Origin of the sequence: Streptomyces sp. NBC_01089 (assembly GCF_045162975.1) — a bacterium.
Classification (GTDB): Bacteria; Actinomycetota; Actinomycetes; order Streptomycetales; family Streptomycetaceae; genus Streptomyces.
On the sequence record NZ_CP108660.1, the window covers coordinates 4,495,045 to 4,520,086 of the forward strand.

Sequence of the window (25,042 nt, forward strand, 5' to 3'; positions counted from 1 at the left end):
CTACCCCGCGCCCGGGGCTTGCTGCGCGGGCGGCCGGCACGGGTTTCCGTATACGCGGTTCGTATACAACGCGCCGAAAGCACAAAAGGACCTGGGGGCAACTTTGCCCAGGTCCTCATCCCACCAGAATAGCCCACATGACTTCCGCGCCAGAAGACCGTTTCCGGAGGGCCTCTGTTCCCTTGGTCACTCCGGGCGAACTCAGAGTGATCCTCCGCACCGGGGACGGGGTCCCGATCGAGGCGCTGTACGAGCCGTTCGCGCAGGGTCCTGGCGGCACGGCGATCGTGGTCGCGCACGGCTTCACCGGCGCGGTCGACCGGCCCGCGGTGCGGCGTGCGGCGGGGGTGTTCGCGCAGCGTGCGGCCGTGGTCACGTTCTCGTTCCGTGGACACGGCCGGTCGGGCGGGCGCTCGACGGTGGGCGACAAGGAGGTGCTCGACCTGGCGGCGGCGGTCGAGTGGGCCCGGAGCCTCGGACACAGCCGGGTGGTGACGGTCGGCTTCTCGATGGGCGGCTCGGTGGTACTGCGGCACGCGGCGCTGTACGGGGCGGGGAGCGGCGGGTCCGCGGGCGGGGAGCTTGCGGGGGCGCGTACGGACGGTGCGCTCAAGGACGCGGCGGGTGCGGGTGGGGCGCGTGCTGGTGGGGCGCGTACGGGTGGGGCCCGTGCGGACGCGGCGCGTACGGATGCGGTGGTTGCGGTGAGTTCCCCGGCGCGGTGGTACTACCGGGGGACGGCCCCGATGCGGCGGCTGCACTGGGTGGTCACCCGGCCGCTGGGGCGGGCGGTGGGCCGGTTCGGCCTCCGGACCCGGATCCACACCCAGGACTGGGACCCGGTCCCGCTGTCACCGGTGGAGGCGGTGCCGATGATCGCCCCGACGCCCCTGCTGATCGTGCACGGCGACCGTGACCCCTACTTCCCGCTGGACCACCCCCGGATGCTGGCCGCGGCCGCCGGGGCGGGGGCGGAACTCTGGGTGGAGCCGGGGATGGGGCACGCGGAGAACGCGGCGGCGGACGAGTTGCTGGCGCGGGTGGGGGAGTGGCTGGTGGACTGATGTGGAGTCGATGCGGACGCTGTCCCCGCCGGCGCACCCGGCATCATGGACCCGCGCGACGCAAACCAATGAGGAGTACCCATGCCCGCGGGAACCATCCGCTACTGGGCCGCCGCCAAGGCCGCCGCAGGGACAGCCGAGGAGCCGTACGACGGCGCCACCCTGGCCGAAGCACTCGACGCGGCGCGCGAGCGGCACCCCGGGGAACTGCCGCAGGTCCTGCGGCGGTGTTCGTTCCTCGTCGACGGCGATCCCGTGGGGACCCGTGGCCATGAGACGGTACGGCTTGCCGAGGGCGGCACGGTCGAGGTGCTCCCGCCGTTCGCAGGAGGGTGACCCCCCACATGAGTGATCAGCAGTCCTATCCGTACGGGCAGCAGCCGCCGCCGCAGCCCGACCCGCGGGCCTACCAGGATCCGGACGGGTCCCAGGAACCGCACCCGCACGATCCGTTCACCCAGACCTGGAGCGGGCAGACCTGGGACACCCAGTTCCAGCCGGTGCAGCAGCCGGTGCAGCAGTCGGGCCAGGAGCCGTACACGGCTCCGCCGCAGGCCGCCCAGTACCAGCAGGCACCGCAGGGCGCTCCGTACCAGCAGGATTCGTACGCCCAGCAGGCCCAGCAGGCCCAGCAGGCCCAGCAGGCCCAGCAGGCACCACAGACCGCCTCGTACCAGCAGGACCCGTACGCCCAGCAGGCACCGCGGGACCAGCAGGCATCGCAGGGCCCGTACGCCCATCCGTATCCCCAGCAGGGAACCGGGCAGGGCCAGTACCCGGGCCAGGGTCAGGGGCAGGGCCAGTACCCGGGGCAGGGTCAGGGCCAGTATCCGCAGGATCCGTACGCCCAGCAGGCCCCCTCCCAGCAGGCCCCTTCCCAGCAGGCCCCCTCCCAGCAGGGGCAGCAGCAGCCCCCGTACCAGCAGAGCAACCCCGAGCCCCCGCGGCACGAGACTCAGCAGCCCTACGCCGGGACCGGGTCCACCTACTTTCCGCCGCAGTCGCTTCCCCTCCCGCCCGAGGCGCCCGCTCCCGCCCCGTACGCCGCGCGGCCCGAGCCCGTCGTCGCGCAGGCGCCCGCCGCGGCCGCTCCCGGTGACGGGCCCGCGTACAGCGCCCCCAGCACCGTCGGCCAGGCGCGGGTCACCGACGCGCAGCGGGCCCGCGCCGAGGGGCGGTCGCCGATCATCGCTCCCGGGATGCAGCCGGCCGCGCTGACGGCCGGGCTCGGGATCGTGCTCGCCGCGGCCGCGTTCGGCGGCCGGTACGCGCTGGTCGTGCCGCTGCTGGTGCTCCAGGCCGTCACCGCGGCCGGCTGGTTCCGGCTGAACGGGATGTGGCCCGCCCGGCAGGGCATCGCGCTCGCCTTCCTCGGCGGTGTCGTCGCGGACATCGCCCTGCTCGTCGCGGGCGCCGGCCACGGGCCGGCCGCGATCATCGGCACCCTCGGTGTCTGGGTGCTGCTCACCCTCGTACTCCAGCTGCGCAGCCACGCACCGGCCGACGAGCGGATGGCCGGGCTGATGGCCACCATCGCCTCGTCCGCGCTCACCATCGTCGCGACCGGCATCCTGGCCGCTTCGACGGACGCGGTGACGGTCGGCTGTACGGCGGTGGCGGCCGCCGCAGTCGTCCGCGCGCTCCCGCTGCCAGGCCCCGCAGGAGCGGTCGCCGCCCTGATCGCCGCCGCGGCGGCCGGAGCCCTGGCGGGCGCGGTCACCGGCCTCGGGGTGCAGGGCGCGCTGCTCGGGCTCGCGGCCGGCGCCTGCGCCCTGATCGGGCTGCGCGTCGCGAGCTACGACTACCCGTCCCGGTTCGTCCACATGACGGCCGGGGTGGCCCTGCCGCTGTCGGCCGCAGCACCCGCGATCTGTCTGATCGGCCGGATCATCAACTGAACAGGCCGTTAGGCTCGGGCCTGTGCCACCGGCACACGAGGACTCGGGTACGAGCAGGGGGACACCGTTCATGCGAGCACTGCGGACACTGCTCATCGTCGTCGTGGTGCTGGGCGGGCTCTTCGTCCTCGCCGACCGGATCGCGGTGCATGTCGCGGAGAACAAGGCGGCCGACCGAATACGTAGCAGCGAGAACCTCTCGGCCTCGCCCGACGTGGACATCAAGGGCTTCCCGTTCCTGACCCAGGTGCTCGACAAGAAGCTCGGCCGGGTCGACGTCACGCTCAAGGGCGTCGAGGCGAACGCGTCGGGCCGCCAGATGCGGATCACCGAGGTGCGGGCCGAACTGCACGACGTCACGGTCTCCAGCAGCTTCAGCAGCGCCGTGGCCGCGCGCGCCAGCGGCAGCGCGCACATCTCGTACGCGGACCTCACCAAGGCGTCCGACTCCGGCGCCAAGGTCGCCTACGCGGGGAACGGCAAGGTCAAGGTCACCGGCTCGGTCGCCATCCTGGGGCGCACGGTCAGCCGCAGTGTGACGTCGTCGGTGACCATGGTGGGGACGAACCGGATCAAGGTCCACGCGGACACGGTGCCTGGCGAGGGCATCCCCGGTCTCGAGGGTCTGGTCCGCGGCCAGACCGACTTCGAGAGCGCGATCGGCGGGCTGCCGTCCGGTCTGAAGCTCAGCGAGCTGCGGGCCACACCGGACGGTGTCGACATCGGTGTCACGGGTACGAATGTCGCGCTGACCGGTCAGTGAGGCCCCTGGAGCCGGTGCGGCCCGTGGGGGCCGGTGTGACCCGTGGAGCCAGAGGCGCACTCCCGCCGGTGACCCGGCCCGTCCGTCCGGCCCGTGAGACGGAGGCGTCCGGTCCGTAGATGGTGGGCAGGTACGCAGGCGTGGGAATTCCGGGCCGTGTGTGCCGTGTCGAGAGATTGTCCCGCATCGTGGACGATCGCGTCTCACTGTCTGAAACGGCGGTGACATCTCCGGCCGTACTTCCCTACGATCGACCCCATGAAGCAACAGGCGGATCTCACGAAGCGGCGGGCAGTCGACCTGTGCCGCGTCGCCGCCATGCTCTGTCGCGCCTTCTGAGCGGGAGCTCCGACTCCCGTATCCCCCGGGTCCCCCGACCGTCCGTCGGGACCCCCGCGGTGCCGGACGCGCTCTGTCTCCCGGTCTCCGTGGATCCGTACGCCGACACCATCGCACCATCCCGCCGCACCGTCCCCGGGCTCCGCAGGAGCAGGGGATTCCCCATCCCCGGAGGAGATTCCGCATGAGCCGCAGCGACGTTCTGGTAGACGCCGACTGGGTCGAGGCCCACATCGACGACCCGCAGGTCGCCATCGTCGAGGTCGACGAGGACACCTCCGCGTACGAGAAGAACCACATCAAGAACGCGATCCGGATCGACTGGACCAAGGACCTCCAGGACCCGGTCCGCCGTGACTTCATCGACCAGGCCGGCTTCGAGAAGCTGCTGTCGGAGAAGGGCATCGGCAACGACACGACCGTCGTGCTCTACGGCGGCAACAACAACTGGTTCGCCTCGTACGCCTTCTGGTACTTCAAGCTCTACGGCCACAGCGACGTCCGGCTGCTCGACGGCGGCCGCAAGAAGTGGGAGCTCGACTCCCGCGACCTGGTCGACGCCGTGCCGTCCCGCCCGGCCACCACGTACAAGGCCAAGCCGCAGGACGAGTCGATCCGCGCCTACCGCGACGACGTGGTCGCCGCGATCAACAACAAGAACCTGGTCGACGTCCGGTCGCCCGACGAGTTCAGCGGCAAGCTGCTCGCCCCCGCGCACCTCCCGCAGGAGCAGTCGCAGCGCCCCGGCCACGTGCCGAGCGCCCGCAACATCCCGTGGTCGAAGAACGCCAACGACGACGGCACCTTCAAGTCGGACGACGAGCTCAAGGCTCTCTACGAGGGCGAGCAGGTCGACCTGGCCAAGGACACCATCGCGTACTGCCGCATCGGCGAGCGCTCCGCGCTGACCTGGTTCGTCCTGCACGAGCTGCTCGGCCAGGAGAACGTCAAGAACTACGACGGCTCGTGGACCGAGTACGGCTCGCTCGTGGGCGTGCCGATCGAGCTCGGCGCCAACAAGTAGGACCGGCCTTCACCCACCTCAGGCCCCTCAACCTCTCAGGCCCCTCAGGAGAACAGCATGTGCGGAGCGAAGGCCGGCGGCCCGGACGCCTCGACGATCAAGCCCGGTGAGACCACGATCCAGGGCAGCGTGACCCGTGACGGCGAGCCCGTCACCGGTTACGTACGCCTGCTGGACTCGACCGGCGAGTTCACCGCCGAGGTCCCGACCTCGGCCACCGGACAGTTCCGCTTCTACGCGGCCGAGGGCACGTGGACGCTGCGCGCCCTCGTCCCGGGCGGCACGGCCGACCGTACGGTCGTCGCGCAGACCGGCGGCCTCGCGGAGATCGCGATCGCTGTCTGACGGAGCTGTCGGAGGCCATCGGGCCATCCGATCCGGCCGGAGGGCCGCACCCCAGGGGGTTGGACGCCACTTGGACCGGGTGCGGCCCTCCGCGCCGTTCCGGGGCGGGCGGATGGCCGGGAAAATGCCGAGCGCCTTCCGGGGGCGGGGAGTTACCGATCGGTCTTACGCTGGAGGCATGTACTCGCGACGTCGGCGCGGCTATTTCCTGCTGATGGGCGGCTGTCTGCTGCTCTTCATCTCCGCCTGGGCCTTCGTACGTCTCTGGTCGGTGCCTGCCGCCATCGCCATGTGCTTCGTGGCGATGGTCATCCCGCCGGTCGCGGCGATCGTCGGCAACCGGCGCGGCCCCGACGACCGCTGGTGGGACGAGCCGCCACCGGGCCGGGGATCCGACGACAAGCAGAAGGATCTGCCGCCGTCGGGCGACCGCACGTCCGACGAGTGGTGGGACGAGCTGGACGGCAAGAAGCGGCGCCGGTAGCTGTCACCCGTCAGCTGTCAGTAGACGAGCGCCTGGACGCCGTCGCCCATCGCTTCCTGTACGAAGAGCTGCGCGCCCGCGATCCGTACGCCGTCCAGCACGTCCTGCTCGGTGATGTCACGGCGGGCCGCGCACTGAGTGCAGACGGTGATCTGTCCGCCGGCCCTGATCGAGTCGATCAGATCGGGCAGCGGCGCCGCGTGCGGCAGCTCGAACTCGGCGGCCCGGCCCGGCAGGGCGAACCACGCGGACTCCCCGGTGAGCCAGAGCGAGACCTCCACCCCGCTGGCCACCGCGACCGCGGCCACGGTGAACGCCTGGGAGCAGCGCTCGGGGGCGTCGGATCCCGCGGTCACCTTGATCACTAGCTTCTTCTGCGCCATGGCCGAACTGTAATCCGAGAACCGGACGGTGAACCGGAACCCGCGGCCCGGCCTGACCTGCCCCGCGGAGCCGGACCGGGCCTCGCAGAGAAGGCTCGGCGCCCACCCATTAGGCTAGGACCCGGCCCCTCATGCTTTCACGTTCACGCGGCCGCCGTTGTCCGTGCAGTCGCTCATACAAGGAGCACCTCGTGCTTGAAGCCTTCTACATCGCCCTGCTGATCCTGGTCTGCGTCGGCGTCATCGCCTTCACCGGTCTCTCCGTGAAGAAGCTGTACCAGGGCCAGCGCTGACCGCCGGGCGGCCCGCAGCGACAGCCCGAACCCCCCTCTCACAGATCGTCTGAGCCCTCATGATCGAGATTCCGTCGGACCTCCATCCGAGCCTCGTCCCGCTGGTCTTCCTCCTCGGTAACTGGACGGGGGCCGGTGTCGCGGACTTCCCCGGTGAGGAGAAGTGCAACTTCGGCCAGGAAGTCGCCTTCACCCACGACGGCCGCGACTTCCTCGAGTACACCTCGCACACCTGGGTGCTGGACTCCGAGGGCGCGAAGGTCAGGCCGCTGGAGACCGAGTCCGGGTACTGGCGCGTCGACGAGGACCGCAAGGTCGAGGTCGTGATGGTCCGCGACCAGGGCGTCGTCGAGATCTGGTACGGCGAGCTGGCCGACCAGAAGCCGCAGATCGACCTGGTGACGGACGCGGTCGCGCGGACCGCGGCGTCCGGCCCGTACAGCGGCGGCAAGCGGCTCTACGGCTATGTGAACAGCGATCTGATGTGGGTGGGCGAGAAGTCCACCCCCGAGGTCGAGCTGCGGCCGTACATGTCCGCGCATCTCAAGAAGACCGTCGACCCCAGCGAGTGGGTCAAGGATCTGAAGGACCTTCCTGACGACGGAGTCGCCTTCTTCAAGTAGGCCGCTCCTACACTGGGGGTGTGGTGACCACTGACTGGCAGAGCGACCTCCGCAGCCGCGGGTACCGGCTGACCCCGCAGCGACAGCTCGTGCTGGAGGCCGTGGACACGCTGGAGCACGCGACGCCCGACGACATCCTCACCGAGGTGCGGAAGACGGCGGGCGGCGTGAACATCTCCACCGTCTACCGGACGCTGGAGCTGCTGGAGGAACTGGGCCTGGTGAGCCACGCCCATCTCGGGCACGGCGCTCCCACGTACCACCTCGCGGACCGGCACCACCACATCCATCTGGTCTGCCGGGACTGCACCGATGTCATCGAGGCGGACATCAGTGTGGCCGCGGGCTTCACCGGGCAGCTGCGTGAGTCGTTCGGCTTCGAGACGGACATGAAGCACTTCGCCATCTTCGGGCGGTGCGCGAAGTGCGCGGCCAAGGCCGTCGAGCCCCCGGCTTCCGGCGGCGGTTCGTAGCCTTCCGCCGGGCGGCCGTAGGCTTGCGGACATGAAGAGTCCGCTGTTGTCACTGCCCGGTGCCGTCCCCGCCGAAGGCCGGGACGAAGGTGTCGCCGCCCACTACGGGGACCTGTTCCGCGAACAGCGCGCGCTGTCGGACGGCACCGGCCTCGTGGACCTCTCGCACCGCGGCGTCGTCACCGTCTCCGGACCCGACCGGCTGAGCTGGCTGCATCTGCTGCTCACCCAGCACGTCAGCGAGCTGCCGCAGGGTGTGGCCACCGAGGCGCTGATCCTCTCCGCCAACGGCCACATCGAGCACGCCCTCTATCTCGTGGACGACGGCGAGACGGTGTGGGCGCATGTGGAGCCGGGCACGCAGCAGGAGCTGATCGCGTACCTGGAGAGCATGAAGTTCTACTACCGGGCCGAGATCGCCGACCGCACCGAGGACATCGCGGTCGTCCATCTGCCGGCCGGCTCGATCGCCGACGTGCCGGACAACGTGGTCGTACGGGAGACGGCGTACGGCCGTGATCTCTTCCTGCCCCGGGAGCAGCTGGAGTCGTACGCGGCCGAGCACGGCCCGGTCGCCGGGCTCCTCGCGTACGAGGCGCTGCGGATCGAGGCGCACCGGCCGCGGCTCGGCCTGGAGACCGACCACCGGACCATCCCGCACGAGCTGGGCTGGATCGGCACCGCGGTCCATCTGGAGAAGGGCTGCTACCGGGGGCAGGAGACGGTCGCCCGGGTCCACAACCTGGGGAAGCCGCCGCGCCGCCTGGTCTTTCTGCACCTGGACGGCAGCGAGGTGGTGCTGCCGGGGCCCGGTACGCCGGTCCGGCTCGCGTCGGACGGCGCGGAGGGCCGCCGGCTGGGCTTCGTCACCTCGTCGGCCCGCCACCACGAACTGGGGCCGATCGCGCTGGCGCTGGTGAAGCGCAATGTGCCGGTGGACGCGGAGCTGCTGGCGGGGGACACCGCGGCGGCCCAGGAAGTCGTCGTGGAGCCGTAGGCGGTGTCCGGGGGTGACTACAGGGGCTTTGAGTAGCCGTACTCATGATCGGGTCGCCGGGGCGGGGCAGAGTGGCTGCTACACCGATCCCGAGGAGTGCACCATGCGCGCGTCCCTGCGTCCCCGTACCGCCCCGTCCGGAGGCCGTCGCGGCCGACGCGGCCGGCGCTCCGTGCCCCTCCTCGTGCTGGCGGCGGTATCGACGGCCTTCGCCGTCACCGGCTGCTCCCAGGCGGACGCGGTCTGCGGCGGCGGCGAGTACCCGGTCCTGAACGTGGGCTCCACCGGCAGCGCCTGCGAAACCAAGGGCCACGAGCCGCCGAAGGGCTACACCCGCTACCCGAAGGGCAAGGTGCCCGAGCACGTCGGCGACAAGTGGGACACCTACTGGCAGACCCACACGGTCGACAGGAACGGGAAGATCATCAAGGCGCCGAAGGGCTGAGTACGACCTGAGTACGCCTGAGCCCGGACTGCGCGGCCTGAGCACGGACTTGCTCGGACTGCTCGGACTGCCCGGACCGAGCCCGGCCCGGATCTCCCGCTCTCCCGCAGGGGCGCGCAGGACCGCCTCAGATCTCCAGCAGCACCGTGAACGGGCCGTCGTTCGTCAGCGAGACCCGCATGCTCGCACCGAAGCGGCCCGTGCGGACCGTCGCGCCCAGGGCGCGCAGCTGCGCCACCACCTCGTCGACGAGCGGCTCGGCCAGCTCGCCGGGCGCCGCCCCGTTCCAGGTCGGGCGGCGGCCCTTCCGGGCGTCTCCGTAGAGCGTGAACTGCGAAATCACCAGCAAAGGTGCATTCACGTCCGAGCACGACTTTTCGCCCGACAGGATCCGGAGCGACCATACCTTTCGGGCTAGCTGCGCCGCTTTTTCCGTTGTGTCCTCATGGGTGACCCCCACCAGGACGCACAGACCCTCGCCGGTGATCTCACCCACCGTCTCACCAGCCACGACGACGCTCGCGCCGTCCACCCTCTGCACCACTGCACGCATGCGGTCCAACCTATCCGGGGCCGAACGGGCGCGGAGAGCCAGCAGTGGCACCACCGGGAGTGGCACCATGCACGAGAGGCGGTGCACCGCACCGGTCGAGGGGACGGAATACGCATATGAGCACATCTGGCGCCGGGCAGTCGTCCGGTCCCGTATCCATGACCCGGATCAGCTCCGTACAACGGGCACCCGCGCAACGAGCGGGCGCCATGCTCCCCGCGGTCACCGAGCACGACATCGGCGGGCTGCGCCTGCCCGAGCTGCGCACGCTGCGCAGGGACGCCCAGCGGGACGAGGCCGACCTCAGTTACGTACGCCGGATGCTGCACGGGCGGATCGACATCCTCCGCGCCGAGCTGTCCCGGCGCACGGGCCCGGAGTCCCCGGTCGTCGAGCGGCTCTCGGAGATCCTGGCCGACGTGCCGTCGTCGCACCGCTCGTCCGCCCGCCATGTGACGCTCTCGACGCCGCGCAGCGCGGAGAACAGCAGGCTGGCCGCCGACATGCTCGCCGAGGTGGAGCTGTCCGACCTCGGCGCCCGTACGGACGAAGAGCTGCACACCGGAATGGGCCGCCTCGTCCGCTACGAGCAGCAGGTCTCCAGCCGCAGACAGCACCTCCAGCGCACCGCGGACGATTGCAGCGCGGAGATCGCCCGCAGGTACCGTGAGGGCGAAGCGCAAGTAGACGACCTGCTCACCTGAGGCGATCCTTCCGGTGGGCGGCCCCGTTCCGGAAGGCCGATGATGACCGCCACCACCACCGCCCCTGTATCCCCGGTCCTCGCGGAGGTCGTGCGCTCCGGCTTCGTGGAGGGCCGGCACCGGGGCTCACTGGTGGTGCTCGCGGCCGACGGGAGCGTCGATTACGCGATCGGCGACCCGTCACTGCCCGTCTTCCCCCGTTCCAGCAACAAGCCGATGCAGGCGGCCGCCGTGCTGCGGGCCGGGCTCGACCTCTCCGGCGAGCGGCTGGCGCTGGCCTCGGCCAGCCACTCGGGCGAGGAGTTCCAGCGGGCGCTGGTACGGACGATGCTCGGCGAGTACGGGCTGCACGAGAGCGACCTCCAGTGCCCGGCCGATCTGCCGCTGGACCCCGTCGAGGCCGAGGGATATCTCGCCGCTGGCCACGAGCGCGAGCGCGTCACCATGAACTGCTCGGGCAAGCACACCGCGATGCTGGCCGTCTGCGCGCTGAACGGCTGGCCCACCGACTCCTACCTCGACCCCTCCCACCCGCTCCAGCGGCTGGTCCTGACGGTGGTCGAGGAAGCGGCGGGCGAGCGGGTGGCATCGGTCGGTACGGACGGGTGCGGGGCGCCGCTGATGGCGATCAGCCTGGTGGGCCTGGCCCGTGCGTTCCGTACGTTCGTGCTGGCCCCCGAGGGCTCACCGGAGCGCCGGGTCGCGGACGCGATGCGGGCCCACCCCGAGTACGTCGCCGGCACCCGCAGGCCCGACACCTGGGTGATGCGCGCACTGCCGGGAACGCTCTCCAAGATGGGCGCCGAGGCGGTCCAGGCGCTGGCGCTCCCCGACGGCCGGGCGCTGGCCTTCAAGGTCGACGACGGCGCCACCCGGGTGCTCGGCCCGGTGCTGGCGCGGACTCTGGAACGGATGGGCGTGGAGAGCCCGGTGCTGGCCAGGCTGGCGGACGCGCCGCTGCTCGGCGGCGCCGCCAAGGTCGGCGAGATCCGCGCGACGGTCTGAAGCCGTCCGGACGGGACGACGGTTGTCCGGGCCGGACGACGGTCGTCCTGACGGGGCGGTCCTAAATTCGCGCGACAGTCCGAAGGATGGGTGCTTACCGTGGCCACCATGGCAGTTGACGTCCGTACGGTCTCCGATTCCGAGTTCCCCGACTGGCTGCGCGCCTGTCGCACCGGCTTCCTCCAGTCACCTGTGGTCTCCGACGAGGAGGTCCGCAGCCGCCGCCCGCACACCGATCTGGCGCGCACTCAGGGGGCGTTCGACGGCGGGCGCTGTGTCGCGACCTTCCGGTCCTTCGCGCACGAGATCACCGTCGTCGGCGGAGCCTCGCTCACGTCGGACGCGGTCTCCAGCGTCACGGTCACGCCGACGCACCGCAGGCGCGGTCTGCTCAGCCGGATGATGGCGGTCGACCTGGCGGCGGCCAAGGAGCGCGGGGATGCGCTGGCCACGCTGATCGCCGCCGAGTACCCGATCTACGGCCGGTTCGGCTTCGGCCCGGCCGCCTGCGCCACCGACTGGACGGTCGACGTGCCGCGCGCGGGGCTCGACCGGCGCTGGGCCCGCCCGGAGTGCGGCGGCCGGATCGATCTGGCCGACGGCGCGGACGTACGGAAGCTCGGCCCCGAACTGCACGCCCGCTTCCGGCAGTCGCAGCCCGGCGCGATCAGCAGGGACGAGCGCTGGTGGGCCGTGCGCACGGGCCTGGAACCGGCGGGGCCCGGCCACCCGTGGACCGAGCCCTTCTACGCGGTCTACCGCTCGCCCCGGGGTGAGATCGAGGGCCTGCTCGTGTACACCGCAGACGACCACTGGGGCGCCGCCAAGCAGCCGCTCAACACCGCGACCGTGCAGGACCTGATCGCCGTGTCCACGGCCGCCGAACGCGCCCTGTGGCACTTCCTCTGCTCGGTGGACTGGATCACCACGGTGAAGGCCGAGCACCGGAGCCCGGACGATCTGCTGCCGTCGCTGCTGCCCGACCCGCGCGCGGCCAGGATCACCCAGCAGGCGGACTATCTGTGGATCCGGCTGCTCGATGTCGTACGGGCGCTGGAGGCCCGGACGTACGAGGCGACCGGCACGGTGGTCCTGGAGGTACGGGACCACGACGGGCTCGCGGCGGGCCGCTACCGGCTGGACGCGGCGCCCGGAGGCGCGGCCTGTGCGCCGACCTCCGACCCGGCCGATGTCACCCTGGAGGTGGGGGAGTTGGGGGCGCTGTATCTGGGCGACACCTCGGCCGTCCGGCTGGCCGCGCTGGGCCGGATCTCGGAGGAGAGGCCGGGTGCGGTCGCCGTCACGGAGGCACTGTTCCGTACGGCGGTCAGGCCCTGGTGCTCCGACGGCTTCTGAGCAGGGTCACGGCCGGCCGAGGTCGTCGGCCGAGCCGGGGCCGTCAGCCGAGCAGGGCTTTCACCTGGACGAAGAGCATGAAGGCGCCCAGACAGCTGCACGGCACACTGCCCGCCTTCACGCCGATGGTGAGCATGCCGAATCCGATGAGACCTGCGATTCCAAACGCGGACTGAACGGTCTGCTCGATGATGAATCCGAGTCCTGCGACCAGGAGAGCTGCGGTAGGCATGGGGTTCCCTCCTTCGGGATGGCGGGGAGCACCCGTTGCCTGCACACCGTTGTATCGGCTCGTATGCCCCGTGGAGAGTTCTTGCAGTCAAGTACCAGACAAGTTGGCCTGGTTGGCCTGACAGTGGTATGCCCGCTGGTTGGATGTCCGTAAACTTGTCTGGTCACTGGCCTGGTTGGTTGGCCGGGAAAGTGCCCCTGCCTGTTCGGTCCTGTCAATTACGCTGAGGTGCCCGGTAGTTGTACGGTGGTCCGGTGGCCCCACGTGACGCAGGCAGCACAGACGGCAGGAAGTTCCAGGTCATCGCGGACGACCTGCGGACCGGGATCGCCGACGGAGTGCACCGGGTGGGCAGCCAACTGCCCTCCCAGCGTGAACTCCAGGCCGCCTACGGCGTATCGCGCGAGACCGTCGGCCGGGCGCTCGAAGTGCTCAGGGCCGAGGGGCTGATCACGTCCAGCCGGGGCCGCCCTGCGACCGTGACGGGTGGCCCCGCCGACCCGGCCGTCGCGCACTCCGTACCGTCGGCGCAGCCCGCGCAGGTCACCCTCCAGCCCAGGCTGCGGGCCGCCTTCGATGCCGAGTCGATCACCATGGACGTCCTCTCGCTGACCTCCGAGACGATGGCCCAGCACCTCGGTGCGCAGGTCGCCCGGATCAGCGACGGCGAGATCCGCCCGCAGAGCATCGCGCTGCGGCTGATGCTCCCCGACATCACCGGGATACGGCTCGCCTTCCCGCGGGGGGTCGACGACCCCGACGACGACCGGCCGCGCAAACGCCACCGGGACATGGTGATCAACCACGCCAGGTCGCTGCGCCACTCCCTGCTGCGGCTGCGCCACCAGGGGCTGGTGCCCGAGGTGTCGGTACAGATCCGGACCGTGCCCTTCACCCCGCCGCTGAAGTTGTACCTGCTGAACAAGGACCAGCTGCTGGAGGGCTACTACACCCTGGAGCAGTGGACACCTGAGCCCATCGACGGCGTGGAGGTCACCATCCTCGACTCGCTCGGTGTGGGCGCGACGCTCTTCCCGTACACGAAGCCCGGACAGGCACTGAAGGTGGAAGCGGCGCAGAAATTCTTCGACTCCTACTGGGACCAGCTGGCCCAAGATGCGGATTTCGGCGACTGACGTGCTGCCTTCCTCCGACGCCCCCTCTTCTGGCGCCTCTTCTTCTGGTGCCCTCCCCTCCGGTGGCCCTTCTTCTGGCGCCCCCTCTCCCGGTGCCCCCTCCTCCGGCGGCCCTTCTCCTGTCTCCCCTATGCCCTCCTCCCCCGCCCGCTTGCCTCTCGTCCGGCCGCCCGCTGCCACTGCCGTCCCCGGGCTGCGCGTGCTGCTCTCCCGTGCCTCGCTGGTCCTCTGGGACTTCGACGGCCCGGTCTGCGGGCTCTTCGCCGGGCTGCGCGCCCCCGCGATCGCCGCCGAACTGCGCGCCATGGCCGCCGCGGGGCTGCCGCACTGGTCGAAGCCGGACGACCCGCACGACCCCCTGGCGGTGCTCAGGCGCGCCCACAACGCTTTCCCCAGTGATCCGGACGGGCTGGTCGCCGCCCTGCGCAAGCGGCTGGAGGAGCTGGAGACGGAGGCGGCCGCCACGGCGGAGCCCACCCCCGGTGCGTTCGACCTGATGGAAGAGCTGCTCTCGGCCGGGAAGCAGCTGGTCATCGCGACCAACAACAGCGAGGCCGCCGCCCGCGCCTATCTGGAACTGCACGGAATCGAGAAGTACTTCGGCGCGGTCGTCGGACGGCACGACGACCCCCGGCTGATGAAACCGCACCCGTACTGCCTGGAGCGGCTGCTGGCCGAGACCGGTACGGCCGCCGCCGACGGGCTGATGATCGGGGACTCGCCGGCCGACGCGCTCGCGGCCGCCGCGCTCGGCGTCCCGTTCGTGGGCTACGGCACCGGTCCGGCCAAGCTGCTGCGGCTCGCTGAGGCGGGCGCCGAGTACTTCGTGGAGGATCTGGCGGCCCTGACGGAGGCGGTCGGCGGGTAGGCCGCGGGGACGGCAGGCCCGGTCGGCCGGGGCGCGGGCGGGCGGCTCACGGGCGCGGCCCGGCGGCTCACGGGCGCAGCCGTTCGTTTCAACTCCCTTTCACCTCGGCGGGTTTGAGGCCATCGGTACTCTTGGTATGAAGGTGGGCAGCGGCCAGGGACGGTCCGCCGGCGAGCTTCCGGTCACGAGAGCGCAGGAGCCGCATGCCTGATGTAGCCCGCAGCGCCTCCGGCCGTACGGCCGACAGCTGGGACCTGCTGTACCGAGCCGCCGGTGAAGGAGAGCCTCTCAGCGGCTACTACCACCGGAACTACCGCGTACGGCTGCCGCCCGACCTCGCCGAAGCGGCCGCGCTCCCCGCCGGTACGCCGGTGAAGGTGCGCGCGCCCATTCCCGAAGCGGTCCAGTTCAATCTGCGGATCTGGCCGGAGGGCGAACTGCTGCGCGCCATCGCGGGCCGGGTGGACGGCAGCCCCCGGGTGCTCGCCGACCGGCCGGGCTTCAGCGTGCACTCCTTCGCGCAGGGCGTGCCGCTCTCCGGCCGCGGCGGCGTGGCGGGGCGCCGCCCCGGGCGTACGTACACGGGCCAACTGGAGTCGCTGTTCCGGCAGATGGCCGCCGTACCCTCCCACGTGCTGCCGCCACTGCCCGACGGCTGGCCCGCGGACGGGGACTGCGGAGGATTCCTGCGTACGCTCGTCGACTTCACCGAGTCCGAGGTCAAGGGCCGCGGCAGCCGGGCCCACCAAGAGCTCTTCGCCGCGCTCGGAGTGGACGACGGGGCGCTCGGGAGGCTGCGGGAGCGGGCGGCCGGGCTGGGCGAGCGGCCGTTCGCGCTGCTGCACACGGATGCCCACGCGGGGAACCTGATCGTCGGTCCTGGCGGTGAACTGGCGCTGATCGACTGGGAGTTGGCGCTCTTCGGCGATCCGGTCTACGAGATAGCCGCCCATCTGGGCCGGATGCGGTACGCCACGGGCAGCCATCGGAGGGCGGCGCTCCGGGCCTGGCGCTCCGCGGTCGCGGCGAGCCGGCCCGGCGCGCTGAGCGGCCACCGGGGCGCGCTGCGGATCTATCTGGACTTCGAGCGGCTGCTCTCCGTCCACATCGACGTGATCCGGCTGACGCTGGCGCTGCCGCACCGGGCGGGCCCGGCGGAGCGTGCGGCGACCGCGGAGCGGATCCGCGCCGTGCTCGCCGCCGCGCGGGGGCCGCTGGGGCTGCGCCGGGTGCCGGATACGGAACGGATCGCGGCGGCCTGCGCGGTGTGGCAGCGGAACGTACGGGATGTGCCCCCGATGTGGAACGCCCGTCCGGCGACGGGCGTCTTGACGTACGGGCAGAAGCGTCCGCAGGGAAAGCGGAACGTGGTGAAAGAGCCTCAGAAGTGGTTCGATGCAGTCAGGACTGCGAAGGGACCGGACATGGGCAGCCTGTCCGAGTGACTTCAGAGGCGGCTGATGTGACCGATGAGACCGACCCGACTGCGACGGCCGGCCCGACGCGAAGCGAACAGGCGGTATCCGTGATCCGTGAGAACCTCCGAGACCGGATCACCGCGACCCGCTCCGTACTGTTCGGCTTCGACGGACCGCTCTGCCGGCTGTTCGGCCCGAGCGCCGAGCGGGCCGCGTCCGACGGGATGCGGGCCTTCCTCGACGAGCGCGGGGTCACCGCACTCGCCCCGGACACGGATCTCGGCGGGCTCACCGATCCGCTCGCCATCCTGCGTACGGTCGGGGCCCTCCACCCGGACAGCGATCTCGTGGCGGACCTGGAGGAGTGGCTGACGCGCCAGGAGCAGCGTGCCGTCGCGGGGGCGTGGCCCGCGATGTACGCGGACGGCGTCGTGCGCACCTGGGCGGCGACCGGCGGGCGGCTGGCCGTCACCACGAACCACTCGTCCCGGACGGTGCGCGCGTACGTGAAGGGCCGCGGCCTCGACGCGTGCTTCGGGCCGCACATCCACGGCCGGGCGACGGCGGACCTCACGCTGCTCAAGCCGCACCCGCACACACTGGAGCAGGCGCTGGCGGGGCTGGGCGCGGACCGCGAGACGACGCTGGTGATCGGCGACTCGGTGCCGGACCTGCGGGCGGCCCAGGAGATCGGCCTGCCGTTCCTGGGCTACGCCACGAGCGACCCGGCCGTCGACGAACTCGCCTCGGCGGGCGCCGACCTGGTGCTCAACACCTGGGAGCCGGTCCTGGACATCCTGTGGGGCCGGTAGGCGGGGGCGGGCCGGTAGGTGGGTGCCGGTAGGCCCGTGGCTCCGGGGTGGCCGGCGGTTGCCGGGAACTGCCCGCGGAACTCATGGCGTCCTCCGGTGGGGAGTGAGTCCCGCCGCAGGGGTGTGATATTCGTTCGATCACTCGTGCGGGGGCCGGGTGCACCCCCTGAAGCAGGCATGGCGCATATTGAGGACCATGGTTGAGCAGGCAGATGAGGGGCGCGGGAAGGCCGCGTCCCCGCCCGCCCGCCGGTCTTCGTCGACGCTCGCGGGTGCCGGGGACGGTCACCTGTGGGCTGCGTGAGTGGGGACGACATGGAAATCGTGGTGGAGTTCGACCGGACCCCCCGGGCGGAGCACCAGTTGTGGCAGGAACTGTGCGCCGGGCTGCCCGCCGGTACCCCGGCGCCCGCGGGGAGCCGCCCGCACCCCGGGACGCTGGGCGTGGCGACCGCCCGCTCGGACGACGGCACGCTGCTCGGGTGGGCCCCCGTGTTCACCGGCCGTGAGCCGAAGGCGGCGACCGTCGAGTGGCTGCTGGTGACCCGGGAGCGCGAGCGCATCGTCCACGGTTCCGTGGCCGATCCCGACGGCACAGGGGACGAGGAGGCGGCCCTGGTCGCCCTCTTCCGCGCGGCGGCCGACGCGGCGCGCGTGGCCGGATTCCGGGCGCTGGACTGGCTGGACCGCGGTGACACCGGAGCGGAGCTGGACGCCCGTGCGGCGGCCGAGCTGGAGGCTTCCGTACACCGGGAGCTGGGCCGCAAGTGGGGCGTCTCGGCGCTGGCCCGCTGGCAGCGCCCCGAGGGAATGCCGGCCGTACGGACCCGCCGTGCCCCGGGGGGCACGGGGTGGCAGGGCCTGGAGCTGCTGACGGCCGACGGACGTACGGCGGCCCGGATCGCCGCCGTGGTCGCGGGCCCCGAGGTGTACGTCGAGAAGGTCGGCCACCACGGCGTGGAAGCGCCCGAACTGGGCTCCCTGGTGGCTGACTTCGTCGAGCAGGTCCGCGAGGACCACCCGTCCGTTGAGTCCTTCCAGGTGCGTGAGCAGGACGACGAGGTGCTGGGCGCGGCGCTCAAGTCGGCCAAGCTGCGGATCAGCCACCGCTGGTGGCAGTACCGCCTGACTCTCTGAGCCGCGGCCCGGTCCGGAGTCGGGGTTCCCCATGTCCTCCGGATCGGAGACTCCCGGACGTGACGGCTCAGAGACTCCCGGACGTGACGACGACCCCGTACAGGTCGCTGATCGTCGCGAGTGCGCTGTGGTGGATCTGGGCGGCGCCGAGGCCGATGCCTCCCTCGGCGCCCGCCGAGCGCAGGGGGCGTGTCGCGCAGGCGTCGGCGACCACGGTGGGCCGGTTTCCGCGCAGGAAGGCGCCCTCGGCGGTGAACGTCACACACATATGGGTCATGAACCCGGCGATGATGACGTCCTGGTGGCCGGCGGCATCGACGCGCTCGCCCAGATCGGTGCCGACGAAGGCGTTCGGCGCGGTCTTGACGACGACGGGCTCGCCCTCGACGGGCGCCACGGCCGGGTGGATCCGGCCGGTCTCGGCGCGGATGTCGTACGGGGTGCCCGCGCCGCCGTCATGGATGACGTGGATGACCCCGGCACCGGCCTCACGGGCCCTGGCCAGCAGCGCGGCGGCGGAGTCGAGTGCGGCCCGCCAGCCCTCCAGCTCCAGTACGCCGCCGACGTAGGTGTTCTGGTAGTCGACGAGGACCAGGGTCGCGTCGGCGAGCGACGCGGGCGTCTCGTCGAAGCCGTTGAGCTCGCGCAGGGTCGTCGTAGCCATGGGAGTACCGCCTCGGGATCCGTGCCGGATGTCACGCGCTCGGTGAGTGCGTCCAGCTCGATGAGCTGTGTCCAGAAAGCTACGGCCCGCCGGAGAGTGTCGGCAATGTCGTCTAACCTGCAGATCCAGACATGGCCGGCCTGGGCAGACACGGGGCCGGCCTGGCCAGGAACACAGGAACAACAACCGGGTGGGGCTCCATGCGTACGGTCGGACGACTCGTCGTCATCGTCCTGTTCGACGGCGTCGACCTGCTCGACATCACCGGACCACCGGAAGTGTTCTCGCTTGTGCGACGGGAGACGGGCGGATCGACGGGCGGGGAGCCGGGCGCGGAACCAGGTGCCGGGGAGGCAGGCGCTGCGGCCGGGTACGACGTCGTCCTCGCCGCCGGGACCATGGACCCCGTCACCACATCGGCCGGTGTGCGCGTCCTGCCCGACGCCACCTTCGACGAGGTGTCCACGAGGAGCATCGACACGCTTCTGGTGCCCGGTGCGGTCGAGATCGACAGCGACCGCCGTGTCCATGCTCTCGCCGACCCGGCCGTGGTCGCCCGGGTGCGGACGCTCGCCGCCGGGGCGCGGCGGGTCACCTCCGTCTGCGTCGGCGCGCATCTGCTGGCGGCCGCCGGTCTGCTCGACGGCAAGCGCGCCACCACCCACTGGTCGACCGCGCAGCAACTGGCCGCCGATCACCCCGGGGTCGAGGTCGACGCCGACCCGATCTTCATCCGCGAGGGCGACGTGTGGACGGGCGCGGGAATCAGCGCCTGCCTCGACCTGTCACTGGCCCTGGTCGCCGACGATTTCGGCGAGGCGCTCGCGCTCCGTGTCGCCCGCCAGCTGGTGATGTACCTGAAACGGCCGAGCGGGCAGAGCCAGTTCAGCGTCCCCCTCGAACCTCTCTCCACGACGCGGCGCGTGGAGGACCTCCGCCACCACATCATGCGGCACATCACCGAACGGCTCACCGTCGCGGACCTCGCCGCGTACGCCCATGTCGGGGAGCGGCAGCTCACCCGGATCTTCAAGGCCGAGCTGGGCATGACCCCGAGCGCCTATGTGGAATCGGCGCGCGTCGAAGTGGCCCGCCATCAGCTGGAATCCACCGATGCCACGCTCGAACGGATCGTGTCCGCCTGCGGGTTCGGCACGACGGACACGCTGGTACGGGCGTTCCGCCGCAGGCTCGGCACGACACCGACGGAGTACCGCCTCCGGTTCCGCGCCACGGCGGGCTGACCGCGCTGAGACAGCGGCCGCCGCACGGGGTCCAGGCGGGTGAGCGTTCAGTGCCCACTGTTTACGCAGGTCGGGGGCGTGAGCGGTAATCTGGGAGCCATGAAATCGCGTGATCTCGAAAACCTCACGCAGCTGCGCCGGGCACGGGATCTGATCGACCGGGAGTACGCGCGTCCGCTCGACGTGCCCGCGATGGCCCGGCACGCGCTCATGTCGCCCGGACACTTCTCGCGGCAGTTCCGCGCGGCCTACGGCGAGACGCCGTACAGCTATCTCATGACCCGCCGCGTCGAGCGGGCGATGGCGCTGCTGCGCGGCGGCACGAGTGTGACCGACGCGTGCATGGAGGTCGGCTGTACGTCGCTCGGCTCGTTCAGCTCGCGGTTCAGTGAACTCGTGGGGGAGTCGCCGACCGCGTACCGCGCCCGGGAACACAGTGCCGTGCGGGCGATGCCCGCGTGTGTGGCGAAGGTCCGTACCCGTCCGACCAGGAACACACCGGCGGCAAGCGGCGGAATTGCGGAAACGGGCCAGGACAGGACTTAGCTTGGGCCGCATGACCATCGCTCTGCAGTACTGCCACATCACCGTCAACGATCCGGACGAGGCCCTCGCCTTCTACCGTGACGCGCTCGGGCTCGAAGTCCGCAACGACGTGACGTCGGGCGCGTTCCGCTGGGTCACCCTGGGCAGCCCGGCCCAGCCCGGCCTCGAGATCGTGATCTCGGAACCGCACGCGGGCCGGTCCCAGGCCGACGGCGACACGTTGCAGGAACTGCTCACCAAGGGTGTCCTGCCGAACATCGTCTTCTGCTCCGACGATCTCGACGCGGCCTTCGAGAAGGTACGGGCATCCGGCGCCGAGGTGCTCCAGGAGCCCATCGAGCAGCCGTGGGGGCCGCGGGACTGCGCGTTCCGTGACCCCTCGGGCAACATGGTGCGCATCTCGCAGGCGCCGAAGGCGTAGCGCGGGCCGGCGCGGGCGTCGGCCCTCCCAGGGGCCGGACGGCACTGCGGCGGCGGTGCGTCAGCTCTGTGGTGCGGTGCCTTCGTCGCCCGCCTGCGCGGCGCCGTCGGCTGCGGCTGCCTTCTCGCGCATCTTGCGCACCAGCTCGGCCTTCTGGTCGGCTGCACCCCGGCGGTCGAGGTTGCGGTGCGGGCCGTTGTTCTGCCGTTCGGCGCGGGACAGCTTCTTGCGCTGGCCGCCGCCCATGCCCACGGGGTTGTTGATGTTCTTGCTGACGGTCATGGGTTCTCCCGGTGGTGATGTGAAGTGATCTACGGGTGCGTCGGTGGGGGAGGGGGCGGCGGCGACGTCGAAGGACGTCAGCAGAGGCCCGTCACGCTCTCACTCGTGAATCGGCGTCTGGAAGAACATGACCTGGAAGGACATGCCAAAGACGTTACCCGGTTCCGCAGGCCCCGCGAACCAGCCGTTTTCCGGTGATCCCGGCACCTCCACCACGGGGCGTGACGCCTCGCTCACTCCTTGACGGCGTCCGCGATCTGCTGGGCGGCCCGGGCGGGGGTGATGTGTGTGGTGTCGATGACCTCGGCAGCGTCGTGCAGCCAGGTGCGGGCCGCCTCGGCGTAGGGCTCGAGGTACTGGAGGCGGAACGGGGAGTCGGGGCCGACGACGGTGTCCCTTCTGATGCGCCCGCGGAGGGTGTCCTGGTCGGCGTGGAGGACGAAGTGCCGTACGGGGATGGCGTGCTGGGCGAGGCCCGTGATGATCTCGCGCCAGTACTGCTCGACCAGCACGGTCATGGGCATCACCAGAGTGCCGCCGGTGTAGTCGAGTACGTGGCGCGCGGTCTCGACCACGAGGGGCCGCCAGGGCGGCCAGTCCTGGAAGTTGCCCGTCCAGGGGAGCCCGGGCGTGATGTCCATGAGCGTCTCGCCGACCTTCTCGGCGTCGAACACCCGTGAGCCGGGCATCAGCTGCTGTACGAGCGCACTGGTCGTCGTCTTGCCTGCACCATGGGTGCCGTTGAGCCATACGATCACGGGAACCACGCTAACGCTGGACGGGGTGAATACCGGTCGGCATCCACGGACGGCGGGCGGGGGACGTACTGTCGCGGGCATGGCCGAACACGATGCATGCCGTACGACCCGGGAGGCTTACGACGCTGCGGCCTCCACCTACGCGGAGCTGTTCCGCGACGACACGCTGCGGGACAGCCCCCTGGACCGCGCGTTCCTGAATGTCTTCGCCGAGGCGGTCGGCGCGGTCGGCGCTGTCGGTGAGGTCGGCGTGCGGCGAGAGGGCCGGGTGGCTGATGTGGGGTGTGGTCCTGGTCATGTCACGGCGTATCTGGGTGAGTTGGGGCTGGCGGCGTTCGGTGTCGATGCCTCTCCGGTGATGATCGAGCTGGCCCGGCGGGCTTATCCGGACCTGCGGTTCGACGTGGGCTCGATGGCAGCCCTGAACATCGCTGACGGTGCGCTGGCCGGCGTACTGTCGCGGTGGTCCATCATCCACACCCCGCCCCAGGAACTCCCCGCCGTCGTGCGGGAGCTCCACCGTGTGCTGGCACCTGGCGGCCACCTCCTGATCGGCTTCTCGGCCGGAGACGATCCGGCCGAGCCGCCGCAGGTCTTCGATCACGCGGTCGCGCCGGCGTACCGCTGGTCGCCGGACCAGCTGGCCGCGATGCTGCGCGAGGCCGGGCTGGCCGAGGTGGCACGGATGGTTCGCGCACCTCAGCCGACCGACCGGCGGCAGTTCCAGGAGATCCATCTGCTCGCCCGCAAAGCCCAGGAGGGCGCTGCGCGTCCGGGCGCCTGACCGTGGCGGGTCAGATGTGGAGCTCGGGCGGGAAGCCGGTCCAGCGCAGCTCTTCGGGCAGGTGCCGCATGTCGTTGTAGAAGAGCACGGCGGACGGCTTGCCGGGTGTGTAGCGGAGGACCGTCAGAGCCGCGTTGCTGTGGTTGATGCCCAGCCAGCGCCACTGGGGTGCGTCGAGGGCGGCCCGGATGAGCCAGCCGATGAGGAAGTTGTGCGTGACGACCAGCTCATGGCGGGGACCGTCGCCGTCGGCCGGGCCGGTGAATTCCGCGACTGCCTGCCGGGCCAGCGCCGGACCGCCGTTGCGCTCCTCCTCCGAGAACTGCGCGAGGAAACCGAGCAGGGCATCGGCCGAATCCGGCGGCAGCTCCTCCTTCGTGGGCAGGTAGGGGATGTAGTCACCGGCCGGCTCCGACTGGCGCAGCGGGACGGCGTCGAGCTGCGCGCCGATCAACTGGGCCGTCTGCCGCGCCCGGGGGAGCGGCCCGTGGTGGATCACCGAGAGCGGGGCACTCCGGAGCCGCTCCCCGAGCAGAACGGCTTGACGCCGACCGCTGTCCGTCAGGGTGGTCTCGTCCGCCGAGGCTTCACCGTGCCGGGCGAGGTAGAGGTATCGGGTGGCTTTCTCTGTGTCTGTGTCTGTCATGTCCCCGGCTCTGTCGTGTCCAGCGAATCGGTGATCCGCGATGTGGGAGCTGTGATCCGTGATCCTGTAACTCGTATGTCAGGGACGGACGCCGATCCGCTCCTGCGTGGTTCCGTTGCGTCGCAAGTGCCCTGTGTGCGGACCGGACCCTTCATCCGCTCTCATCGGCTCTCATCGGTTGTCAACGCCGCAGCTCCATGACGTCGGCGACGACGCAGCTGACGTTGTCGGGACCGCCGTAGCCGTTGGCGAGGGCGACGAGTTCGCGTACGGCCTGTTCGGGATCCCTGACGTCGGTGAGCACCCGGCGAATTTCCGTGGCCTGTACGACGGTGGACAGGCCGTCGGAGCAGAGCAGGTACCGGTCTCCGTGCTGAGCGTCGTGCAGGCGCATATCCGCGGTGCCGTCGGCGGCTCCATGGCCCAGGGCGCGTATCAGCAGTGCCCGCTGGGGGTGGGAGACGGCTTCCTCCGGGGTGAGGCGGCCTTCGTCGACCATCGACTGCACCAGGGTGTGGTCGTGGGTGATCTGGAACAGTTCTCCGTCGCGCAGCAGGCAGACACGGGAGTCGCCGATGTGGACGAGAGCCAGCTGTGACCCCGTCCAGAGCATGGCGGTGAGCGTGGTCCCGTCCGATGCGGAGGCGGCCCGGGTGACGTCGTGCACGGCCTGTTTGGCCTGCTCGACCGCTTCCTCCAGGACGTTGAGGAGATCGCCTTCCGCGATGGTCCCGGTTTCGAGGTGCTTGAGCGCGTCGACGGCGGCCGCGCTGGCGGGAGCCCCTTGGGCGCCGCAGCCGTCGGCGACGGCGAGCAGACGGGGGCCCGCGTAGGCGGTGTCCTGATTGCTCTCGCGGACAAGGCCCGTGTCGGAAAGGGCGGCGTAGCGGATGCCCAGGGGCTTGGTGGTCGGAGACATGGCGGGGTCCTTCCGGGACAGATGGTCGATGAGGAAGGAAGCGAGGTCCCGCCGCGTGGCGGTGTCGGCCTCGACCTGGGCCCAGAACGACCGGATCTCCTGGGCCGCCGGGCCCGGCTCCAGCGTGGAGACGTACTGGATACGGGCCAGGGGCATCCCCAGCCGCCGGAGCCAGGCGACCAGGCGGGCCTGGTCGAGTTGTGCCGGTGCGTAGAAGCGGTAGCCGCTCACCGGGTCGACGCGGGCCGGGGGCAGCAGGCCGAGCTCGTCGTAAAGGCGCAGCGCCTTCGGCGACAGACGGGACGCCTTCGCGAAGGCCCCGATGGTCAGCAGCCCCATGCGCGTTCCCCCCGTTCCTCCTCATGCCGAGCGCGTCGCCCGGCCCCACCGATGCTGTGGCTTCCCCCAAGGTGAAGGTCAACTATC

32 protein-coding genes are annotated in these 25,042 nt (G+C 71.1%); 24 read left to right on the top strand and 8 right to left on the bottom strand.

All coding sequences use genetic code 11. From position 1 onward, the window contains the following. Positions 1–137: 137 nt before the first annotated feature. The 8 genes from OG510_RS20055 (at position 138) to OG510_RS20090 (ending at position 5,917) form a co-directional block, all read left to right on the top strand. Positions 138–1,064 carry an alpha/beta hydrolase gene (locus tag OG510_RS20055; protein ID WP_406138480.1) on the top strand — a complete coding sequence of 309 codons (927 nt, stop codon included), beginning with the start codon at positions 138–140 and terminating at the stop codon, positions 1,062–1,064. Between the two features lie 81 nt (positions 1,065–1,145). After that, positions 1,146–1,400, top strand: a complete 255-nt coding sequence (locus tag OG510_RS20060; RefSeq protein WP_406138482.1) for a MoaD/ThiS family protein — start codon at positions 1,146–1,148, stop codon at positions 1,398–1,400. Positions 1,401–1,408: 8 nt separating this feature from the next. Continuing rightward, positions 1,409–2,962 carry a hypothetical protein gene (locus tag OG510_RS20065; RefSeq protein ID WP_406138484.1) on the top strand — a complete coding sequence of 518 codons (1,554 nt, stop codon included), beginning with the start codon at positions 1,409–1,411 and terminating at the stop codon, positions 2,960–2,962. Positions 2,963–3,032: 70 nt separating this feature from the next. Further along, entirely contained in the window at positions 3,033–3,725 is a 693-nt protein-coding gene (locus OG510_RS20070; protein ID WP_406138485.1) for a DUF2993 domain-containing protein, read from the top strand. A 258-nt stretch (positions 3,726–3,983) separates the two neighbouring features. Continuing rightward, positions 3,984–4,064, top strand: a complete 81-nt coding sequence (locus OG510_RS20075) for an Ms5788A family Cys-rich leader peptide (RefSeq protein ID WP_356828304.1) — start codon at positions 3,984–3,986, stop codon at positions 4,062–4,064. Between the two features lie 184 nt (positions 4,065–4,248). Further along, complete coding sequence (locus OG510_RS20080; RefSeq protein WP_164259676.1) at positions 4,249–5,088, top strand: sulfurtransferase; 840 nt, start codon at positions 4,249–4,251, stop codon at positions 5,086–5,088. Positions 5,089–5,145: 57 nt separating this feature from the next. Then, positions 5,146–5,433 (top strand): DUF1416 domain-containing protein, encoded by a 288-nt coding sequence (locus OG510_RS20085; protein ID WP_164259678.1) that lies wholly within the window; start codon positions 5,146–5,148, stop codon positions 5,431–5,433. Positions 5,434–5,611: 178 nt separating this feature from the next. After that, positions 5,612–5,917 carry a DUF3099 domain-containing protein gene (locus tag OG510_RS20090; protein WP_406138486.1) on the top strand — a complete coding sequence of 102 codons (306 nt, stop codon included), beginning with the start codon at positions 5,612–5,614 and terminating at the stop codon, positions 5,915–5,917. 17 nt (positions 5,918–5,934) lie between these two features. Here OG510_RS20090 and OG510_RS20095 read toward each other — a convergent pair whose 3' ends face one another. Next, positions 5,935–6,300, bottom strand: a complete 366-nt coding sequence (locus OG510_RS20095; RefSeq protein ID WP_406138488.1) for a DsrE family protein — start codon at positions 6,298–6,300, stop codon at positions 5,935–5,937. Between the two features lie 352 nt (positions 6,301–6,652). On the opposite strand from OG510_RS20095, the gene OG510_RS20100 reads away from it, so the two are divergent. From OG510_RS20100 to OG510_RS20115, 4 genes are all read left to right on the top strand, one after another. Beyond that, complete coding sequence (locus OG510_RS20100) at positions 6,653–7,216, top strand: FABP family protein (RefSeq protein ID WP_164259684.1); 564 nt, start codon at positions 6,653–6,655, stop codon at positions 7,214–7,216. A gap of 20 nt (positions 7,217–7,236) precedes the next feature. Next, the gene (locus OG510_RS20105; RefSeq protein WP_406138490.1) at positions 7,237–7,689 is read left to right on the top strand and encodes a Fur family transcriptional regulator; all 453 of its coding nucleotides are present in this window, start codon (positions 7,237–7,239) and stop codon (positions 7,687–7,689) included. Between the two features lie 31 nt (positions 7,690–7,720). Beyond that, entirely contained in the window at positions 7,721–8,686 is a 966-nt protein-coding gene (locus OG510_RS20110; protein ID WP_406138491.1) for a YgfZ/GcvT domain-containing protein, read from the top strand. Positions 8,687–8,789: 103 nt separating this feature from the next. Next, positions 8,790–9,131 (top strand): SCO0607 family lipoprotein, encoded by a 342-nt coding sequence (locus OG510_RS20115; RefSeq protein WP_406138492.1) that lies wholly within the window; start codon positions 8,790–8,792, stop codon positions 9,129–9,131. A 127-nt stretch (positions 9,132–9,258) separates the two neighbouring features. Here OG510_RS20115 and dtd read toward each other — a convergent pair whose 3' ends face one another. Then, complete coding sequence (dtd, locus tag OG510_RS20120) at positions 9,259–9,684, bottom strand: D-aminoacyl-tRNA deacylase (protein ID WP_164259692.1); 426 nt, start codon at positions 9,682–9,684, stop codon at positions 9,259–9,261. A 116-nt stretch (positions 9,685–9,800) separates the two neighbouring features. Between dtd and OG510_RS20125 the strand changes: the two genes are divergently transcribed. The 3 genes from OG510_RS20125 to OG510_RS20135 all read left to right on the top strand — a co-directional run bounded on the left by OG510_RS20125 (position 9,801) and on the right by OG510_RS20135 (position 12,749). Beyond that, the gene (locus OG510_RS20125) at positions 9,801–10,388 is read left to right on the top strand and encodes an ABC transporter substrate-binding protein (RefSeq protein WP_164259694.1); all 588 of its coding nucleotides are present in this window, start codon (positions 9,801–9,803) and stop codon (positions 10,386–10,388) included. Positions 10,389–10,427: 39 nt separating this feature from the next. Further along, complete coding sequence (locus OG510_RS20130) at positions 10,428–11,393, top strand: asparaginase (RefSeq protein ID WP_406138493.1); 966 nt, start codon at positions 10,428–10,430, stop codon at positions 11,391–11,393. A gap of 108 nt (positions 11,394–11,501) precedes the next feature. Further along, a complete protein-coding gene (locus OG510_RS20135) occupies positions 11,502–12,749 on the top strand; it encodes a GNAT family N-acetyltransferase (RefSeq protein ID WP_406138494.1) in 1,248 nt (415 codons plus the stop codon). Positions 12,750–12,792: 43 nt separating this feature from the next. Here OG510_RS20135 and OG510_RS20140 read toward each other — a convergent pair whose 3' ends face one another. Then, positions 12,793–12,981, bottom strand: a complete 189-nt coding sequence (locus OG510_RS20140; RefSeq protein ID WP_406138496.1) for a hypothetical protein — start codon at positions 12,979–12,981, stop codon at positions 12,793–12,795. A gap of 254 nt (positions 12,982–13,235) precedes the next feature. Between OG510_RS20140 and OG510_RS20145 the strand changes: the two genes are divergently transcribed. The 5 genes from OG510_RS20145 to OG510_RS20165 all read left to right on the top strand — a co-directional run bounded on the left by OG510_RS20145 (position 13,236) and on the right by OG510_RS20165 (position 18,352). After that, complete coding sequence (locus tag OG510_RS20145; RefSeq protein ID WP_406138497.1) at positions 13,236–14,117, top strand: winged helix-turn-helix domain-containing protein; 882 nt, start codon at positions 13,236–13,238, stop codon at positions 14,115–14,117. A 130-nt stretch (positions 14,118–14,247) separates the two neighbouring features. Continuing rightward, entirely contained in the window at positions 14,248–14,985 is a 738-nt protein-coding gene (locus OG510_RS20150; protein WP_406138499.1) for an HAD family hydrolase, read from the top strand. 203 nt (positions 14,986–15,188) lie between these two features. Next, positions 15,189–16,430 carry a phosphotransferase gene (locus OG510_RS20155; protein WP_406138501.1) on the top strand — a complete coding sequence of 414 codons (1,242 nt, stop codon included), beginning with the start codon at positions 15,189–15,191 and terminating at the stop codon, positions 16,428–16,430. An 80-nt stretch (positions 16,431–16,510) separates the two neighbouring features. Further along, positions 16,511–17,215 carry an HAD family hydrolase gene (locus OG510_RS20160; RefSeq protein WP_406138502.1) on the top strand — a complete coding sequence of 235 codons (705 nt, stop codon included), beginning with the start codon at positions 16,511–16,513 and terminating at the stop codon, positions 17,213–17,215. Between the two features lie 315 nt (positions 17,216–17,530). Next, the gene (locus OG510_RS20165; RefSeq protein ID WP_406138504.1) at positions 17,531–18,352 is read left to right on the top strand and encodes a hypothetical protein; all 822 of its coding nucleotides are present in this window, start codon (positions 17,531–17,533) and stop codon (positions 18,350–18,352) included. Positions 18,353–18,419: 67 nt separating this feature from the next. Here OG510_RS20165 and OG510_RS20170 read toward each other — a convergent pair whose 3' ends face one another. Continuing rightward, positions 18,420–19,016 (bottom strand): isochorismatase family protein, encoded by a 597-nt coding sequence (locus tag OG510_RS20170; protein WP_406138505.1) that lies wholly within the window; start codon positions 19,014–19,016, stop codon positions 18,420–18,422. 200 nt (positions 19,017–19,216) lie between these two features. On the opposite strand from OG510_RS20170, the gene OG510_RS20175 reads away from it, so the two are divergent. From OG510_RS20175 to OG510_RS20185, 3 genes are all read left to right on the top strand, one after another. After that, positions 19,217–20,260 carry a GlxA family transcriptional regulator gene (locus OG510_RS20175; RefSeq protein WP_406138507.1) on the top strand — a complete coding sequence of 348 codons (1,044 nt, stop codon included), beginning with the start codon at positions 19,217–19,219 and terminating at the stop codon, positions 20,258–20,260. Between the two features lie 99 nt (positions 20,261–20,359). Further along, the gene (locus tag OG510_RS20180) at positions 20,360–20,806 is read left to right on the top strand and encodes a helix-turn-helix transcriptional regulator (protein WP_406138508.1); all 447 of its coding nucleotides are present in this window, start codon (positions 20,360–20,362) and stop codon (positions 20,804–20,806) included. A 10-nt stretch (positions 20,807–20,816) separates the two neighbouring features. Further along, positions 20,817–21,227 carry a VOC family protein gene (locus OG510_RS20185; protein WP_406138509.1) on the top strand — a complete coding sequence of 137 codons (411 nt, stop codon included), beginning with the start codon at positions 20,817–20,819 and terminating at the stop codon, positions 21,225–21,227. Positions 21,228–21,287: 60 nt separating this feature from the next. Here OG510_RS20185 and OG510_RS20190 read toward each other — a convergent pair whose 3' ends face one another. Both OG510_RS20190 and OG510_RS20195 read right to left on the bottom strand, forming a co-directional pair. Continuing rightward, the gene (locus OG510_RS20190) at positions 21,288–21,509 is read right to left on the bottom strand and encodes a DUF6243 family protein (protein ID WP_406138511.1); all 222 of its coding nucleotides are present in this window, start codon (positions 21,507–21,509) and stop codon (positions 21,288–21,290) included. A 233-nt stretch (positions 21,510–21,742) separates the two neighbouring features. After that, positions 21,743–22,267: an ATP-binding protein gene (locus OG510_RS20195; protein ID WP_406138512.1), complete on the bottom strand. Its 525-nt coding sequence runs from the start codon at positions 22,265–22,267 to the stop codon at positions 21,743–21,745. Between the two features lie 79 nt (positions 22,268–22,346). On the opposite strand from OG510_RS20195, the gene OG510_RS20200 reads away from it, so the two are divergent. Next, positions 22,347–23,051 (top strand): class I SAM-dependent methyltransferase, encoded by a 705-nt coding sequence (locus OG510_RS20200; RefSeq protein WP_406138514.1) that lies wholly within the window; start codon positions 22,347–22,349, stop codon positions 23,049–23,051. Positions 23,052–23,061: 10 nt separating this feature from the next. Here the strand turns inward: OG510_RS20200 and OG510_RS20205 are convergent, their stop codons facing one another. Both OG510_RS20205 and OG510_RS20210 read right to left on the bottom strand, forming a co-directional pair. After that, on the bottom strand, positions 23,062–23,697 hold the full coding sequence (locus OG510_RS20205; RefSeq protein WP_406138515.1) for a histidine phosphatase family protein: 636 nt from the start codon (positions 23,695–23,697) through the stop codon (positions 23,062–23,064). A 181-nt stretch (positions 23,698–23,878) separates the two neighbouring features. Next, positions 23,879–24,955, bottom strand: coding sequence for a MerR family transcriptional regulator (locus OG510_RS20210; RefSeq protein WP_406138517.1), 1,077 nt, complete (start codon positions 24,953–24,955; stop codon positions 23,879–23,881). Positions 24,956–25,042 lie beyond the last annotated feature (87 nt).